Below are 16,966 nucleotides of genomic sequence, written 5' to 3' on the forward strand. Positions count from 1 at the left end.
GTCAGTAACCATATCTACGGCAAGGCAAAGCTGACGTGGTTTGAAGAGATTTTCGAAGAGTATTAACTTTGAGATTGTAGCTGGAGAGGCTGTACCTGCAATATGTGTCTGTCAAGTTTAGTGACGTAGATAGTAGAATAAAGATGAGAAGGCATAGAGAGAAGATAAATCAGCCTCAGCAGGTATCTGGAAAATTTGATTCTATAGAGAAGACTTTTGTTACAAACTCAATATACTATCAATAAATAATATCATAGAAGCAACAATAATTAAAATTTCACCTATTTGCATCATTCTATTTCGAACTTTAAATATATGTTCTATCAAAAATACTTGGATCACACACATTATAGGAATGAAAGTTTTTGAAATTGAAAAATATCCCAATAAATAAACTATAAACAACAAAAATAGAACTATGTTATATTTCTTATTCAAAACATTCCTCCCTATATATTTTTGATTACCAATCTTAATCATTTACAACTACATTCTAACAAACTATAAAAGCGTTTGTCGAATTGAATTTATCAAGCAAGCGACCAACTAGCTCATCTTTTTTCTATTTCTGCCAATATGCGTGACAGGTAGTAATGATAGCCAAAAATAGCAAGAGCAAGCAAGAGGATAAGAACTCCTACTCCCAAGCTGATGGCAAGGACAGGGACGAGAGACCGAACCAAGAATAAGCTCCCTATTACAAGGGCCATTAAGATTGCACTATAAATAAAAATCAAAACTATTGCTACTATACGATTTGAACGGTTTACCAGGTCCGTAATGCTACTCCAATTGGTTGACAGATTTTTCACGTCCTTAAGGTAATGGTGGCAAGAAAGGATGACACTGGCAAGGATCCATGCCACAAGAAGGTAAATCATCGAAAGGATGGGCAAGCCTAGATATAGAGAAAGGCCAAGTAAAGTCAGAACTGGTAAAAAGGACTGGACAGCAAATATAATCCAAAATTTCACTTTCACATAACGAGCAAAGTCAAAGGGTAAACTCTTAAGAAAATCAACATTTTCTCTCTCCAAGGACAAGGCAATTGAATGCAGGCTGGTGATATTGTTATTGACAACTGCTATAAACACTCCTACAAAAAACAAGGGTAACCAGTATGGAGGATGAATGTCTGGAACTATCTGAGAATCTCGGATTTTGGAAATCAGACCGATCATCATGAGATAAGGAAGGAAAGCACTTGTAAAAAGCACTGTAATCACGCCAGTCCCCTGTCCCAAGAGGGTGAGGTGGTAGCGTAAAACCATACGGAAAAATCCCTTTTTAGTAGTTGAAATTCTCTCCTTACTGCGACGTTCTTTCTTGACCTTCTCCTCACTGTTAAGCAGAATCACGTCATAAAAACGAGGAAAAACCTTCTTTTTGCTCAAGTAAAGCAAGAAGAGAGTTAGTCCTATCCAAGCGAGCAGACCCAGGATGGCTTCTGTCGAAAAAGGCTCCACTGCTATTTTGTAAAAGAGATGAATAGGATAAAGGAGAAATGGAATGTCTCTAACTTTGTCAACAATACGTCCAGAAGTCGACTGTAGAAAGAAGACATATATTAAAGGTATGAGAACTCCTATCCCAATCATCACATTCGAAAAAATAGACTGATACTTTCTGAAGACCCTAGTCTGAGCCAAGAAATGTACTGCCACTACCATCACTAAAGTAACAGAGACAAATAATAAGGCCAAGGACAGTAGCATCAAAGGCAAGCCCAGCCAAAGAGAAGGTGCTAGCCTAATATAGAGGACTAGAAAATAAGCTAGGATTGGTACAATTCCAGTTAGAGCTGGCAAGAGAACAGACAGTCCTTTAGCAATTATAATCTCTGATTCTTTAAAGGCATAGGGTCTATACGATACCAAATCCTTACTCTCATAAAAGACATTATAAAAGGCCGTTAAAGAAGTTGAAAAGGCAACCACTAGTAAAATAGTAACCATGAAACCAAAATAAACAGGCATTTCTTCAAAAGGAAAATGAATGGCTATATTACTTAAAAAAAAGAGCATCAAGAGGCTAGAAAAAATGTAAGAACTTAGAACTCTAGCGGAAACATTTACTTTTTTCCCAGGATTCTTAGCCTGCTTCTTTCGTAGGTTAGCCAGATTAGCTTCTTGAGATGAATAAAGGATATTGATATCAACTAATTTTTTAATGACCTTGAAACGCATCTGAAACCTCCTCTTTTCTACCAGCAAGGCTAAGATAGATACTTTCTAAAGACTGGTCTGGATGGTCTTTTCTCAAGTCCTCTACGCTACCACAATAAATCAAATGTCCCTTTTTCAAAATGGCAATCCGATCACAAACTTGCTCAGCTACCTCTAGGACATGGGTTGAAAACAAGACTGTCTTGCCTTTTTGTGCATGTTCCTTCATCATTTACTTCAAATCAAAGGCAGCCTGGGGATCCAAACCTGTCAAGGGTTCGTCCAAGACCCAAATATCGGGATCAGACAAGAGTGCCCCAATGACAAAGACTTTTTGACGCATTCCGTGAGAAAGGGTTTCAATAACCTGATAACGATTTTCAGCAAAATCAAAAACACTCAATAGCCTAGCTAGACTAGCCTCCAAGTCAGAGCTAGTCAGATCATAGGATGAGGCGATCAATTCCCAAAATTCATTGGCCGTTAAACGTAAAAATAAGTCAGGCGAGTCTGCTACGTAGCCAATTTTTCGTTTGATAGCTAAACGATTTTCCGATAAATCCTGACCATCTACCAGAATACGACCACTGCTGGGTGAAATGATACTGACTAGGGATTTTATGGTAGTCGATTTTCCAGCACCGTTATGGCCAATCAAACCCATAATCTCCCCATTTTCAATCTGCAAATTGAGATTGTTCAAAGCCTCTTTATCACCATACAACTTACTAACATTTTGAAATTCAATCATGGGATGACTCCTATCTTTATCTATATTACATACTATTATACTAGCACTTTGATACAAAAAAATCAACACTTTATTTTAAGTAGATACAATAGTTTCCTTCTATTTCTTACGCAAACGTTTGCGCTGAGAGATACTTTATGATAGAATAAAGAACAAGATTGACAAGTAAGAGGAAACATCATGCAAAATCAAACACTCATGCAATACTTTGAATGGTATCTGCCCCATGACGGTCAGCACTGGATGCGTCTAGCTGAAGATGCTCCACACCTAGCTGATCTCGGTATCAGCCATGTCTGGATGCCACCAGCCTTCAAGGCTACCAATGAAAAAGATGTAGGTTATGGGGTCTATGACTTATTTGACTTAGGAGAGTTCAACCAAAAAGGGACTGTCCGCACCAAGTATGGTTTTAAAGAAGACTATCTTCAAACCATTCAAGCCCTAAAAGCACAGGGAATCCAGCCTATGGCTGATGTGGTACTCAACCACAAGGCTGCGGCCGATCACATGGAAGCCTTTCAGGTCATCGAAGTGGACCCTGTAGACCGTACAGTCGAACTCGGAGAACCCTTCACCATCAATGGCTGGACTAGTTTTACCTTCGATGGTCGCCAAAATACCTACAATGACTTCCACTGGCACTGGTACCACTTCACAGGTACAGACTATGATGCCAAACGTCGTAAGTCTGGGATTTATCTCATCCAAGGGGATAATAAGGGCTGGGCCAACGAGGAATTGGTCGATAATGAAAACGGTAACTACGACTACCTCATGTATGCTGATCTAGACTTTAAGCATCCTGAAGTCATCCAAAATATCTATGACTGGGCTGATTGGTTCATGGAAACGACTGGTGTAGCTGGTTTCCGCTTGGATGCCGTTAAACACATTGACTCTTTCTTTATGAGCAATTTCATCCGTGATATGAAGGAAAAATACGGTGAGGATTTCTATGTTTTTGGTGAATTTTGGAACCCAGACAAGGAAGCCAACCTAGACTATCTTGAAAAAACGGAAGAACGATTCGATCTTGTCGATGTTCGTCTCCACCAGAATCTCTTTGATGCTAGTCGAGCAGGTTCCAACTACGATCTTCGTAGCATTTTCACAGATAGCTTGGTTGAACTCAAACCTGACAAGGCTGTGACTTTTGTCGACAACCACGATACACAACGAGGTCAGGCTCTTGAGTCTACCGTTGAAGAATGGTTCAAACCAGCAGCCTATGCCCTCATTCTGTTACGCCAAAATGGCCTTCCATGTGTCTTTTACGGCGACTACTATGGGATTTCAGGGCAATATGCTCAACAAGATTTCAAAGAAGTCCTTGACCGTCTCCTAGCCATCCGAAAAGATTTGGCCTATGGAGAGCAAACAGACTACTTTGATGACGCAAACTGTATCGGTTGGGTACGTTCAGGTGCTGAACATCAATCCCCAATCGCAGTCCTTATCTCAAATAACCAAGAAAGCAGCAAGTCAATGTTTGTCGGCCAAGAATGGGCTAACCAAACTTTCATAGACTTACTTGGAAACCACCAAAGTCATGTTACAATCGATGAGGAAGGTTATGGACAATTCCCAGTCTCAGCTAGATCCGTAAGTGTCTGGGCAGCCAATACAATCTAATAACTCATAATAATCCAGCCAGCTCCAATCGGATTTGGCTTTTTTGCATTCACAAAAAGACCTACCCAAATGGATAGATCTTTAAACAACCTATATTTTTGTTAAAAATTATATCACTAATTGACACGTTCTGTTCTCAAACATTATAATTTTCATCTAAATCTATAAAATTTTATCTGATTTTGTTCTATTACATTTCCAACATAATGTTTGTAAATTACTTTCCGTAGACATTCCACCCTTTGAAACTGGAATAATATGATCCACTTCTAGCAATAATAAATCTTGTTGAGCAGTAGATGCTCCGCAATATTGGCAAGTATAACAGTCCCTTTCTTTGACATACTCACGTAATTTTTTAGTCATTAATGCACGTTGAGCTTTAGCACTTTTCTTATACTTAACTTGCTCATCCATATAAGTAATTAATAATTCAATTATTTCCTCATTTAGTGTAATTGAAGTAACTTGACTAGAATTACCACCTGCACTAACATATTGAAAAGTATAGGTAGGAAAATTAAAATTAATTTGGGGAACTTCAATGTTGATATAATATAAAAATTCTTCTTTATAATACTTTAAAATAAACTGTGGAGGATTTAAACTATTTAAAATTCTTGCCAATCTATTATCAAGATTCTCTTTAGCATTAAGAAATCGTGATACTTGTTCACCAATTTCTTGAATACGCTGTAGATTTTCTTCGTTAGGCTTAAAATCAAAATACTTACATAAATACTTAAAAGGTTCTAACTCTGCATTTCTAACAACTTGTAGTGAAGCATTATAAACATATTTAGATTGATAATCAATAACGTTCCTATCACGTTGAATATTATACAAACTTGTATTTTGTCCTTTAGCTACATGAGCATACTTATATTTATCAAAACTTGTAGATTGTAAGCTTACCTCATCAAACTTCTCAACATATTTAGCTATTTCATTATATTCTGTAACAAAAGAATCGATTTGTATTTTATTCCGAATAAATTCATCACTTAAAAAGTAATGTTTTTTCATATTATATCGAACAAGCCTATAAATTAAATAAATCCAACCAATCCAAGGAATAAAGAACGCAACAATAAACTTGAGAATTTCATTATTTTTTCTTTTGAATTTATTTAATTTAATTTTATTTCGCTCTTCTTCTATTACACTTATTGGTATTTCAATCGATGAGGTCGATGAGTATATTTCATCTATCGGTTTATTTATTGTATCTCTGTTACTATTAACAGCTATAGCTTTTTTACTATCTTTAATATACAACCAATAGAAAAGGAAAGTAAATACGGAACTAAAAATAATTTGAGATATAAATTGTTGGAAGCCTAGCTGGTCAATAATTTTTTTGGAATCAAATACAAATCCAATTGTTCCCATACCAAAAAATATACTTAAAGCAACATAAATTTTTCTTTTCATAAGAATACTCTCTTAACAATATCTTTTCAACTCTTAATTTTTAAAATTATCAAAGAATTAATAATCGAGTTTACAATTTACCTGCTACTGCATCCAACAATTCTTGAATCTTAGCTTGATTGCTTCCTCCTGCCATGGCCATGTCTGGTTTACCACCACCACGTCCATCGACGATTGGTGCTAATTCTTTGACAAGGTTTCCTGCATGAAGGTCTTTTGTCTTGCTTGCTACAAGGACATTGACTTTATCACCGATAGCGGCAACTAGGACAAGCAAGTCAGAGTAGTCTTTTTGTTTCCAGTTATCCGCAAAAGTACGAAGGGCACCAGCATCTGATACAGACACTTGGCTAGCAATGTAACGGTGACCATTGACTTCCTTAACATCCTTGAAGATATCGCCTACGGCTGCAGCTGCGGCTTTTTCTTTCAACTCAGCATTTTCTTTTTGCAATTGACGAAGTTGTTCTTGAAGTCCTTCTACCTTGTGAGGGACTTCTTTAAGTTGAGGTGCTTTAAGAGTTGCTGCGACAGCTTTAAGAGCATCTTCTTGTTCACGGTAGGCTTCAAAGGCTTCCTTACCAGTCACTGCCAAGATACGGCGAGTTCCTGAACCAATCCCTTCTTCTTTGACAACCTTGAAGAGACCAATCTCAGAAGTGTTGCCAACGTGGGTACCCCCACAAAGCTCGATAGAGTAGTCCCCGATAGTAACAACACGGACTTCCTTACCGTATTTCTCACCAAAGAGAGCCATAGCTCCCATTTCTTTAGCAGTGTCAATATCCGTTTCAACTGTCTTCACTTCAAGAGCTTCCCAGATTTTCTCGTTAACTTGCTGTTCAATGGCACGCAATTCTTCAGCAGTTACAGCTTGGAAATGGGTAAAGTCAAAGCGAAGGAATTCCACTTCATTAAGTGACCCTGCTTGTGTCGCATGGTTTCCAAGGATATTGTGAAGGGCAGCGTGAAGCAAGTGAGTCGCAGTGTGGTTTTTCATAACACGGTGACGACGATTGGTATCAATTGCCAAGGTATATTCTTGGTTCAAGGCAAGCGGTGCAAGAACGTCAACAGTATGAAGAGCTTGTCCGTTTGGAGCTTTCTGAACATTGGTCACAGTAGCCACGACCTTACCTGACGCATTCAAGATTTGTCCATGGTCAGCTACCTGTCCGCCCATTTCAGCATAGAATGGCGTTTCCGCAAAGATAAGTGAGGCAGTTCCTTCTGATACAGCTTCTACTTCTGCATTGTCCGCCACGATAGCTACCAATTTAGAAGACAATTGGCTAGCATTGTAGTTGAAGACACTTTCTACAGTGATGTTTTGAAGAGTTTCATTTTGCATACCCATTGAGCTACCCTTGACAGCTGACGCACGCGCGCGTTCTTGCTGTTCTTTCATGGCTGCTTCAAAACCTTCACGGTCCACAGTCATACCAGCTTCTTCAGCGATTTCTTCAGTCAATTCAACTGGGAACCCATAAGTATCATAGAGTTTGAAGACATCTGAACCAGCGATAACAGATTGACCTTTTTCTTTCAAGTCTGCTACAATGCCTTGGGCAAAGTGTTGACCTGAGTGAAGGGTACGGGCAAATGATTCTTCTTCGCTCTTAACGATTTTCTCAATAAAGTCACGTTTCTCAAGCACTTCTGGGTAGTAGCTTTCCATGATTTTTCCAACAGTTGGGACCAGTTTGTAAAGGAAAGGCTCGTTGATACCCAATTTTTGACCATGCATAGAGGCACGACGGAGAAGACGACGAAGGACATAACCACGACCTTCATTTCCTGGAAGGGCGCCATCACCGATGGCAAATGACAAAGAACGAATGTGGTCAGCGATAACCTTAAAGCTCATGTTGTCGCCATCTTGGTCATAGACCTTACCAGACAATTTCTCCACTTCACGAATGATTGGCATGAAGAGATCCGTTTCAAAGTTGGTCTTAGCCCCTTGGATAACCGCCACCAAACGCTCCAAACCAGCGCCCGTATCAATGTTCTTGTGTGGCAATTCCTTGTATTCGCTACGAGGAACAGCAGGGTCTGCGTTAAATTGTGATAACACGATGTTCCAGATTTCGATATAACGGTCGTTTTCGATATCTTCTGCAAGTAAACGAAGACCGATATTTTCTGGGTCAAAGGCTTCTCCACGGTCAAAGAAAATCTCTGTATCAGGTCCAGAAGGTCCAGCACCGATTTCCCAGAAGTTATCCTCGATTGGAATCAAGTGACTTGGATCCACTCCCACTTCAATCCAGCGGTTATAAGAATCTTTATCGTCTGGGTAGTAAGTCATGTAAAGTTTTTCAGCTGGGAAGTCAAACCACTCAGGGCTTGTCAAAAGCTCATAAGCCCAAGTGATAGCCTCATCACGGAAGTAATCACCGATAGAGAAGTTCCCCAACATTTCAAACATGGTATGGTGACGTGCTGTCTTCCCTACGTTTTCAATATCGTTGGTACGGATAGCCTTTTGGGCATTGGTAATACGTGGATTTTCAGGGATGATGGTCCCGTCAAAGTATTTCTTAAGGGTTGCTACTCCAGAGTTGATCCACAAAAGAGTTGGGTCATTTACAGGAACCAAACTTACTGATGGTTCTACAGAGTGACCTTTGGTCGCCCAGAAATCAAGCCACATTTGGCGTACTTGTGCACTAGATAGTTGTTTCATATTGTCTCCTTATTTACTTCTTTAATGTGATTGGCTTTCCAGCATTTCCACATAGTCAATGGCGACACAGAGGGAAATGACTAGATCTGAATAAGCGTCCTCCAGAACCGTTACGGTATAGGTAGAGGTCAAATGGAAGAGTTCCTTCTTAATTCCCGCAATCAACTGATCGCGATCATCCAGCAATTTGAAATTCAAATCCCAGATATTGCCCTCGATACGAAGACCTAGATTATCAAACTCATACTTATCTCGCCAGAAGGTCAACTTCTTGCGAATGACAAAACTCGAGCCATCCCGAAGCTGAATCTCAAAACGAGGAAGCAAGGTCAAGATTTCTTTACTAATCTGACTGACCTGTTCTCCATTAGCGTCATAAATAGTAAAAGTTTTAGGAACCTTAAAAAATGATCCCTCCACCTGATAGGCGATTTCTCCCCTGTCATCCTTGATAGCGAAGCGTTCGCCTCCAAGACGAAATTTTTGTTTGACAAGAAATGTTTTCATCAACACCTCCAAAAATCAAAAGACAAGCTCATATCACGAAGGGCGAAAAACCGCGGTACCACCTTCATTCAATGAACTTGTCATTCTCTTATTCTTATGCAATTGTATGATTGAGTAGCATGACTTCCTAACTTAGATGGCTCGCAGCACCGCCATTTCTCTGGACTAAGACTACTGAAAATCAATTCTCAACTTTCTTATTATAACGTTTTTTTAAACTTGCGTCAACTGGAAATGATTCCTATTTAAATAACCCTTTCCCTACATCTCAGATTACTTTTTCAGAATATATTTTTTCTTACTGCCATTTTTCTTTTTATCCCAACTTTTATCCCAAGTTTTCGAATGTTTCATAATAAAAGACACCAAATTATTTAGTTTTGGTGTCTTTTATCTGCTCTCTAAATATTTTAAAGTTATTTATTTCTTAATATTTTTTACTATTAAAAAAATGATGATTAGAAAGAGAGTTATAGTAAGAGCGACTGTCATCAAACCAAACATTCCCATTTTACTTCACCAGTGTAACTAGATAGTCTGCGTCGAGCTCTGCTCGAAAAGCTCCGTCCCAACTTGGGCCGTTAATCCAAGGAACACTGAGTTGAAATGTGAAATATGCTGTTGCTCTCCTATTACTTTCATGCACTAAATTTGCGGAGTTTGTGCCTACTAGATGGAAATACCATAAATCATATGCGCTGGTAATGTTACGAGTATCTATTGTGATATAGAAGCCACAGTTAAATATCCCGCGTCTGTAACTTATATGATAAGTTCCGTTACTAGCTTTTTCACTACCAACTTGTGCCCATCTAAAACTGGTTCGAGGTCTGTCAGCAACCTTTGTAACGGTAATTACATTTTCTTCCCCAGAATTATCTGTAAATACTTGTGTAGCAGAATCCCCAACTTTCATTACTAAAGATGTTCTTGTTTCATAACTACCGTTATTGTCAATATTTTCATCTGCCTTTGTAGTTGAAAATGTTGTTAAAAACAATAAACTAGCAACTGCTGTTAAGAAAATCATAAAATTCTTTTTCATGATTTATTCCTCCTATCTTTTTTAAAAGCATAGAATATTTAGAGAGTTTCTTGTGTTTGTGTTTACGCTTACATTATACCATAAAATATTGTTATTGCAAAGAAAAAGAGTTAAAAAAACGAACCAGCGTGACTGATCCGTTTTCATACATCCTACTTCCGATACATTTTAAACTGCAGGAAGAGGTCGCTATATTTTCCTGTCCATTTATGGTCAAATTTCTCATAAACTTCTAGGTGTTTCATAGTTTCAGCGTCTGGATAGAAGGCTTTATCTTCTTTTTTCTCCTCTGGGAGTAATTCCTTAGCTGGTAGGTTTGGTGTTGAATAGCCGACATACTCCGCATTTTTGAGAGCATTTTCGGGTTTCAACATAAAATTGATAAAGGCATAGGCTGCATCTTGGTTTTTGACTGTTTTGGGAATGACCATATTGTCAAACCAAAGGTTGCTGGCCTCAGTCGGAACCACATAGCGTAGATTTTCATTTTTTTCTAGCATTTGGCTGGCTTCCCCAGAGAAGGTCACACCGATTGCAGCGTTATTCTGAATCATGTATCCCTTCATCTCGTCCGCCACAATAGCCTTGATATTTGGAGTCAACTTGTAGAGCTTATCCACTGTCTCTTCCAACTGCTGCGGATCCTTGGAATTGAGGCTGTAACCAAGCGAGTTAAGCCCGAGTCCCAACACCTCACGCGCCCCATCAAAGAGCATAATAGAGTTCTTATACTCTGGCTTCCAGAGGTCATCCCAATGCTCAGGCGCTTCCTCTACCATGGTTTCATTGTAGACAATTCCCAAAGTCCCCCAGAAGTAAGGGATGGAGAATTTATTGCCTGGGTCAAAGGACTGGTTGAGGAACTCTGGTCCGATATTTTCAAGACCTTCAAGTTTTGAATAATCAAGCGGAACCAAGAGGTCTTCGTCCTTCATCTTATTAATCATGTATTCACTAGGAATGGCAATATCGTAGGTCGTTCCACCCTGCTTGATCTTGGTATACATGGCTTCGTTGGAGTCAAAAGTCTCGTACTGAACTTGGATTCCTGTTTCTTCTGTGAATTGCTCCAAGAGTTCTGGATCGATATAGTCTCCCCAGTTATAGATAACCAGTTTTTGACTATCTCGGCTATTGATTTTACTGTCTAGATGCGTCGCAATTCCCCACAAAACCAGGATAATAGCTGCAATTCCTGCTAAAAATGAATAGAGTTTTTTCATGCTTGCTCCTCCTTCTCACGTGAGATAAAGTAATAGCCAACAACTAGGATAATACTAAAGAGAAAGACAAGGGCAGACAGGGCATTGATTTCTAGCGAAATCCCCTTACGAGCACGAGAGTAAATCTCAACTGATAGGGTTGAAAAGCCATTTCCAGTCACAAAGAAGGTCACGGCAAAGTCATCTAACGAATAGGTGAAGGCCATGAAATAACCAGCAATGATAGACGGAGTCAGGTAAGGAAGCATGATTTCCTTAAACATCTGAAATTGACTAGCTCCCAAGTCATAGGCCGCATGAATCATGTCGCCATTCATTTCCTTGAGTCGAGGCAAGACCATCAAGACCACGATAGGAATGGAGAAGGCCACGTGACTAGATAGAACGGTCAAAAAGCCAAGTGAAAACTTGAGTTGGGTAAAGAGAATCAAGAAGCTAGCACCAATCATAACGTCAGGCGCAACCATGAGGATATTATTGAGTGATAGAAAGGCTTCTTGGTATTTCTTACGAGACTGGTAGATGTAAATGGCACCAAAAGTCCCGATAATGGTCGCTATCAAGGCTGATAGGAAGGCCAAGAAAAAGGTCTGAGTCACAATCAACATGAGACGACCATCGCCAAACATGGTTTTAAAATGGCTCAAGCTAAAGCCTGTAAAGCTATTCATGTCGTTACCTGCATTAAAGGAATAACCAATCAGGTAAAAGATAGGCAGGTAGAGGACAAGAAAGACCAGTCCTAGATAAAGGTTGGCAAATTTTTTCATCGTTCTCTCCTTTCCTTAGTCACCCACATGGTGATGAACATAGTCAGGATGAGAATCACACCGATGGTTGAACCCATACCGTAGTTGTCATTGGTCAGGAAGTTCTGCTCAATGGCTGTCCCCAAGGTGATAACACGGTTCCCACCAATCAAACGGGTCAGCATGAAGAGACTCAAGCTGGGAATAAAGACAGATTGGACCCCACTTCTCACTCCATTCATCGATAGAGGGAAGATGACATGACGGAAGGTCTCCCACTTGGTCGCACCTAGGTCATAGCTGGCATTGATAAGATTGTTATCCATATCGTCCAAGACATTGAAAATCGGCAAAATCATAAAAGGAAGCTCGATGTAGCTTGCGACAAAGATAAAGGAGAAATCGGTAAAGAGCAACTGCTGTGAACCGATTCCGATAAATTCCAAAAATTGGTTAATAGAGCCATTTTGACCAAAAATTCCGATAAAGGCATAGGCTTTAAGGAGCAAATTGATCCAGGTAGGCAGGATAATCAGCATAAGCCAGAGTTGACGGTGCTTGAGACGGGTCAAAAAGAGGGCTGTCGGATAGCTGATAAGCAAGGTCACAAAGGTCACAATTCCTGCATAAAGCACTGAGTTGAAACTCATTTTGAGGTAGGTCAAGTTTTGTGACGCAAAGTAAGATTTGTAATTTTCTAAACTGAACTGGCCTTCAATGTTGAAAAAGGATTGTCCGAAAATCAAGACCAAGGGTGCGAGTACAAAGAGAGCAATCCAGAGCATGTAGGGCACTACAAAGAGTTTAGAGCTTGTTTTCTTCATCTCTTTCCTCCTCGATTGCATTGATCAAACCTGCTTCTTGCTCTTCGATTTCCACGTATTCTTCGATACGGGCATCGAACTCTTCTTCTGTTTCATTGAGACGCATGATGTGGATATCTTCTGGTTCAAAGTCCAGACCGATTTCCTCACCAACAATAGCCTTACGGGTTGAGTGGATCATCCATTCATTCCCAAGTTCGTCATAGGCGATAATTTCATAGTGCACCCCACGGAAGAGCTGGGTATCGACCTTAACTTGGAGCTTGCCTTCTTCAGGAAGGGTAATCCGCAAGTCCTCTGGACGAATAACAACCTCAACAGGCTCATTTGGTTTCATCCCACCATCGACCGCTTCGAAGCGTTTGCCGTTAAACTCAACCAAGTAGTCCTCAATCATGGTTCCTGGCAAGATATTTGACTCCCCGATAAAGGTGGCAACAAAGTGGTTAATCGGCTCGTCGTAGATGTCCACAGGTGTTCCAGACTGGACAATCTCGCCATCATTCATAACAAAAATCCAGTCACTCATGGCCAGGGCTTCTTCCTGATCGTGAGTGACAAAGACAAAGGTAATGCCCAATCGTTGTTGCAATTCACGGAGCTCGTACTGCATGTCTGTCCGCAATTTCAAGTCCAGAGCTGACAGAGGCTCGTCCAACAAAACCACACGGGGTTGGTTGATGATAGCACGGGCAATGGCTACACGCTGACGTTGTCCTCCAGAGAGTTTACGGATGGAACGTTTTTCATAACCTTCCAACTGAACCATCTTGAGAACTTCCGCTACGCGTTTCTCGATTTCTTTCTTGTCAATCTTGCGCAAGCGGAGCGGAAAGGCAACATTTTCAAACACATTCATATGTGGAAACAAGGCATAGGATTGGAAGACCGTATGGACGTCTCGCTTGTTGATTGGGATGTCATTGATGCGGACACCGTCCAGTAAAATATCTCCTGTCGTCGCATCCAGTAAACCTGCAATGATGTTTAGGATAGTTGATTTCCCTGAACCAGATGCGCCTAGAAGGGTATAGAATTTCCCTTCTTCCAACTCAAAGTTGATGTCTTTGAGAACCTTGGTGTTGCTGTCTTCAAAAACTTTAGAGACGTTTTTGAATTCAATAATTGGTTTTTTCAATTGTCATTTATTCCTTCTTTTTCATAGATTAACAGATCAGGGCTCTGTCAGGCCGCCACTACCTCGTGTAGGAGATTGAACTGCCTACATTCTTCTGCACTAACGATAGGCTTTCACCCCCTTTCCATGACATAGCAGCAGCTTTTCAACTACAGCTTCCTACTTGCTTTCACCTAAAATACGGACTTCTCTCTCAAGAGTGACGCCAGAGTGTTCCTTTACTTTTTCGATAACAGACTCAATCAAGTCTTCGTAGTCTTTAGCCGTTCCGTCAGCAACATTAATCATAAAACCTGCGTGTTTTTCAGACACTTCAACACCACCGATACGATAGCCTTTCAAGCCAGCTTCTGAAATTAATTGACCTGCAAAATGCCCGACTGGACGCTTAAAGACCGAGCCACAAGATGGATATTCTAAAGGTTGCTTGAGTTCACGTAGGTGCGTCAAGCGGTCCATTTCCTGCTTGATAACCTGATGGGTTCCTGGGGCTAGGGCAAATTTAGCTGACAAGACAACTGCACCAGACTCTTGAATGGCTGAGTGGCGGTAACCAAAAGCCAAATCTTTAGCAGACAGGGTCTCTATTTCTCCATCTTTGGTCAAGACCTTACAAGACTGCAAGATGTGGGCAATCTCACCACCATAGGCACCTGCATTCATAAAGACAGCACCACCGACGCTTCCAGGAATGCCACAAGCAAACTCAAAGCCAGTCAAACTATGACGAAGGGCAATGCGAGTTGTCTCAATCAAGTTAGCACCAGCTTCAGCTTCGATGGTATAGCCATCAACGGAAACGTTATTGAGCTTGTCACACAAGATGACAAATCCACGAATCCCACCGTCACGAACAATGATGTTGCTGGCATTTCCAAGAACCATCCAAGGAATATTTTCTTGGTTGGCAAATTTAACAAGGCGAGCCAACTCAAAACGATTTCGTGGAAAGACCAAATAATCGGCCTCTCCACCTACTTTTGTATAACTATAGCTATGCAAGGGTTCTTTAAAACGGATATCAATTCCTTCTAAGATTTCAAGCATTTTTTCTCTTACAGACATGTCACTCTTCCTTTTACAAAATTCATTCCATTATACCATTTTTAGAGACATTTGACGACCCTAAAAAAATCTTGGGCTTATTTTAAACAAAAAAGAGGTTCCCCCCTTTTTCTTATGATTTTTTGCAAAAGATTGCCTTGGTTCCATAGGCAACCAGAACGAGCTCTAGTGCTAGGACAACTTCCGCCAAGACTGGATTGGTCAGCCAGCCAACTTGGACTAGAGATGGTGCCAGATCAAAGAAGGCATGTAGGCCATAGGCTGCTAGGAGATAAATCCATTTCTTCTGGCGAACAGCTTGGTAAACCCAAACTGTCAAGAGTAATTGAAAACCTAGCGCCAAGATTCGCTCAAAACCAAGCAAATAAATCTGCCAGACCGATAGCGACTGGATAGTCTTCAACATATTTTCAGACAGTAATTGCATAACCTGTGGATCCTGAGTTTGAACTGCTGAGAGAACGATGTAGAGATTAAACAAACTAGCAAGACCCAGGAAAATTAATTCCAAGCCACCATGCCCCAGTCCATAGGCCAAGGCGTCTGCCTTTTCCAAACTTCTCTTTTTCTCCAACCATTTGAAGAAAACAAGACGAGCCGTTTCCTCAAAAAATGCTGCCATGGCTAAGCCATAGATGATATAGACAAGCGGATGGTCTTGCAAGAGGGCAATACTACCGTCTTTTTGAGGATGCAAAACCAAGATATGCACCAGTTTTTCCAAAATCTGTGAAGAGACAAAGAAGGCTACAGCTCCCAAGCCCAAAACAGCTAGATTAATCTGGTATTTCTTTTTGGCATACCAAACGCTCCCTAGCAAGAAAGCCAGCAACAGCACCATGGTAATGATAATATGAATGATCATTTTCTTCTCCTATTCTGCCTTTTCAATATCTTTTTTCATCTCGTCAACATTGAACTTAGCAAACAAGTATTGACGGTCTTGGACTGGGAAACGTTGGTCCAACTGGTCAATAGCTCCCACCTCAATAATGCCTTCCTTGATAACAAAGTCCATAACATGCCCACCGAAGGTCAAATCATCTGAGATAAAATGTAGATGATATCCTGCCAAACTGACCCCATTGAAAATCTCTGGCGTCCAGAAACCAACGATGGTTCCTGCCACATTGTCACGACTATATTCAGGTTGATGGGTTGCGACATCAGCAAACTTGGTATCTGGTGCCGACTTAGGAATCATGCGCACATGCATATGTGAAAATTCCCCACGAATCTTGATAGAGCGGAAAAGATTTTCCCCGTCATAATAAGACTCAATCCGTTCTTCCAATTCCTTGTCTGTCATCTCAAAGCGCTGGCGGAAAATGACCTCTGCCTGATGTGGTACTACTGCTGCGTAAGGAATAAGGGCATCTGGTAATACTTCTACAATTTCCGGTTGCTCTCCTGAGCCTTTGGCTTGATAAGCCTTGCCATCCAAGACAATCAATTCCCCATCAATGGAATCCAAGGTTCCCAAACCAAGGTCTCCATGCTCTAGCAATTCTCCTACTGTCATGGTCCCACCATAAAGGCCAGCCATCAAGGCTCCAAGGGTATTGTATTGAAATAATTTCACTGGTTCCTGCACGTTCTTATCCATTCTCTTTCTTGTTTGTTATTCTATAAATGTTACTCCTAAGTATACCACATTTAGCTTTATATGTGAACGAGAGAAACACCTTAGACATTGCCAAGAAAGAAAAAAAGGGTACAATGTAACAAAATCAAGGGAGGT

Annotated in this window: 14 protein-coding genes and 1 pseudogene; 1 reads left to right on the forward strand and 14 read right to left on the reverse strand. The window is 40.5% G+C overall.

Annotated elements, in window-relative coordinates:
* Nucleotides 1-219: 219 nt before the first annotated feature.
* The 3 genes and pseudogenes from HT669_RS11545 to HT669_RS06740 all read right to left on the reverse strand — a co-directional run bounded on the left by HT669_RS11545 (nucleotide 220) and on the right by HT669_RS06740 (nucleotide 2,916).
* Nucleotides 220-480 (reverse strand): hypothetical protein, encoded by a 261-nt coding sequence (locus HT669_RS11545; protein ID WP_000590367.1) that lies wholly within the window; start codon nucleotides 478-480, stop codon nucleotides 220-222.
* A gap of 71 nt (nucleotides 481-551) precedes the next feature.
* On the reverse strand, nucleotides 552-2,186 hold the full coding sequence (locus HT669_RS06735) for a hypothetical protein (protein ID WP_172933664.1): 1,635 nt from the start codon (nucleotides 2,184-2,186) through the stop codon (nucleotides 552-554).
* Nucleotides 2,167-2,916: pseudogene (locus HT669_RS06740) on the reverse strand (ABC transporter ATP-binding protein). Before HT669_RS06740 ends, HT669_RS06735 begins: the two are co-directional and overlap by 20 nt.
* A gap of 180 nt (nucleotides 2,917-3,096) precedes the next feature.
* Between HT669_RS06740 and HT669_RS06745 the strand changes: the two are divergent.
* Nucleotides 3,097-4,551, forward strand: a complete 1,455-nt coding sequence (locus tag HT669_RS06745; RefSeq protein WP_055356677.1) for an alpha-amylase — start codon at nucleotides 3,097-3,099, stop codon at nucleotides 4,549-4,551.
* A gap of 162 nt (nucleotides 4,552-4,713) precedes the next feature.
* Here HT669_RS06745 and HT669_RS11195 read toward each other — a convergent pair whose 3' ends face one another.
* The 11 genes from HT669_RS11195 to budA form a co-directional block, all read right to left on the reverse strand.
* Entirely contained in the window at nucleotides 4,714-5,985 is a 1,272-nt protein-coding gene (locus HT669_RS11195; RefSeq protein WP_055356678.1) for an HNH endonuclease, read from the reverse strand.
* 70 nt (nucleotides 5,986-6,055) lie between these two features.
* A complete protein-coding gene (alaS, locus tag HT669_RS06755) occupies nucleotides 6,056-8,674 on the reverse strand; it encodes an alanine--tRNA ligase (protein ID WP_172922036.1) in 2,619 nt (872 codons plus the stop codon).
* Between the two features lie 21 nt (nucleotides 8,675-8,695).
* Complete coding sequence (locus HT669_RS06760; RefSeq protein WP_023939051.1) at nucleotides 8,696-9,181, reverse strand: LURP-one-related/scramblase family protein; 486 nt, start codon at nucleotides 9,179-9,181, stop codon at nucleotides 8,696-8,698.
* A 511-nt stretch (nucleotides 9,182-9,692) separates the two neighbouring features.
* The gene (locus tag HT669_RS06765; RefSeq protein ID WP_172933665.1) at nucleotides 9,693-10,226 is read right to left on the reverse strand and encodes a DUF5626 family protein; all 534 of its coding nucleotides are present in this window, start codon (nucleotides 10,224-10,226) and stop codon (nucleotides 9,693-9,695) included.
* A gap of 152 nt (nucleotides 10,227-10,378) precedes the next feature.
* Complete coding sequence (locus HT669_RS06770; RefSeq protein WP_055356679.1) at nucleotides 10,379-11,449, reverse strand: ABC transporter substrate-binding protein; 1,071 nt, start codon at nucleotides 11,447-11,449, stop codon at nucleotides 10,379-10,381.
* A complete protein-coding gene (locus tag HT669_RS06775; RefSeq protein WP_055356680.1) occupies nucleotides 11,446-12,219 on the reverse strand; it encodes an ABC transporter permease in 774 nt (257 codons plus the stop codon). Before HT669_RS06775 ends, HT669_RS06770 begins: the two co-directional genes overlap by 4 nt.
* Nucleotides 12,216-13,022: an ABC transporter permease gene (locus tag HT669_RS06780; protein ID WP_000753801.1), complete on the reverse strand. Its 807-nt coding sequence runs from the start codon at nucleotides 13,020-13,022 to the stop codon at nucleotides 12,216-12,218. The genes HT669_RS06775 and HT669_RS06780 overlap by 4 nt, the downstream gene beginning before the upstream one ends.
* On the reverse strand, nucleotides 13,003-14,160 hold the full coding sequence (locus HT669_RS06785; RefSeq protein WP_023936083.1) for an ABC transporter ATP-binding protein: 1,158 nt from the start codon (nucleotides 14,158-14,160) through the stop codon (nucleotides 13,003-13,005). Before HT669_RS06785 ends, HT669_RS06780 begins: the two co-directional genes overlap by 20 nt.
* 159 nt (nucleotides 14,161-14,319) lie before the next feature.
* Nucleotides 14,320-15,225 carry a UDP-N-acetylmuramate dehydrogenase gene (gene murB, locus HT669_RS06790; protein WP_055356681.1) on the reverse strand — a complete coding sequence of 302 codons (906 nt, stop codon included), beginning with the start codon at nucleotides 15,223-15,225 and terminating at the stop codon, nucleotides 14,320-14,322.
* A gap of 112 nt (nucleotides 15,226-15,337) precedes the next feature.
* Nucleotides 15,338-16,090, reverse strand: coding sequence for a YhfC family glutamic-type intramembrane protease (locus HT669_RS06795; RefSeq protein WP_055356682.1), 753 nt, complete (start codon nucleotides 16,088-16,090; stop codon nucleotides 15,338-15,340).
* Between the two features lie 9 nt (nucleotides 16,091-16,099).
* Entirely contained in the window at nucleotides 16,100-16,831 is a 732-nt protein-coding gene (budA, locus tag HT669_RS06800; protein WP_023932776.1) for an acetolactate decarboxylase, read from the reverse strand.
* Between the last annotated feature and the right edge of the window lie 135 nt (nucleotides 16,832-16,966).

The organism is Streptococcus sp. 2100 (assembly GCF_013276335.1).
In the GTDB taxonomy this organism is placed as follows: Bacteria; Bacillota; Bacilli; order Lactobacillales; family Streptococcaceae; genus Streptococcus; species Streptococcus pseudopneumoniae.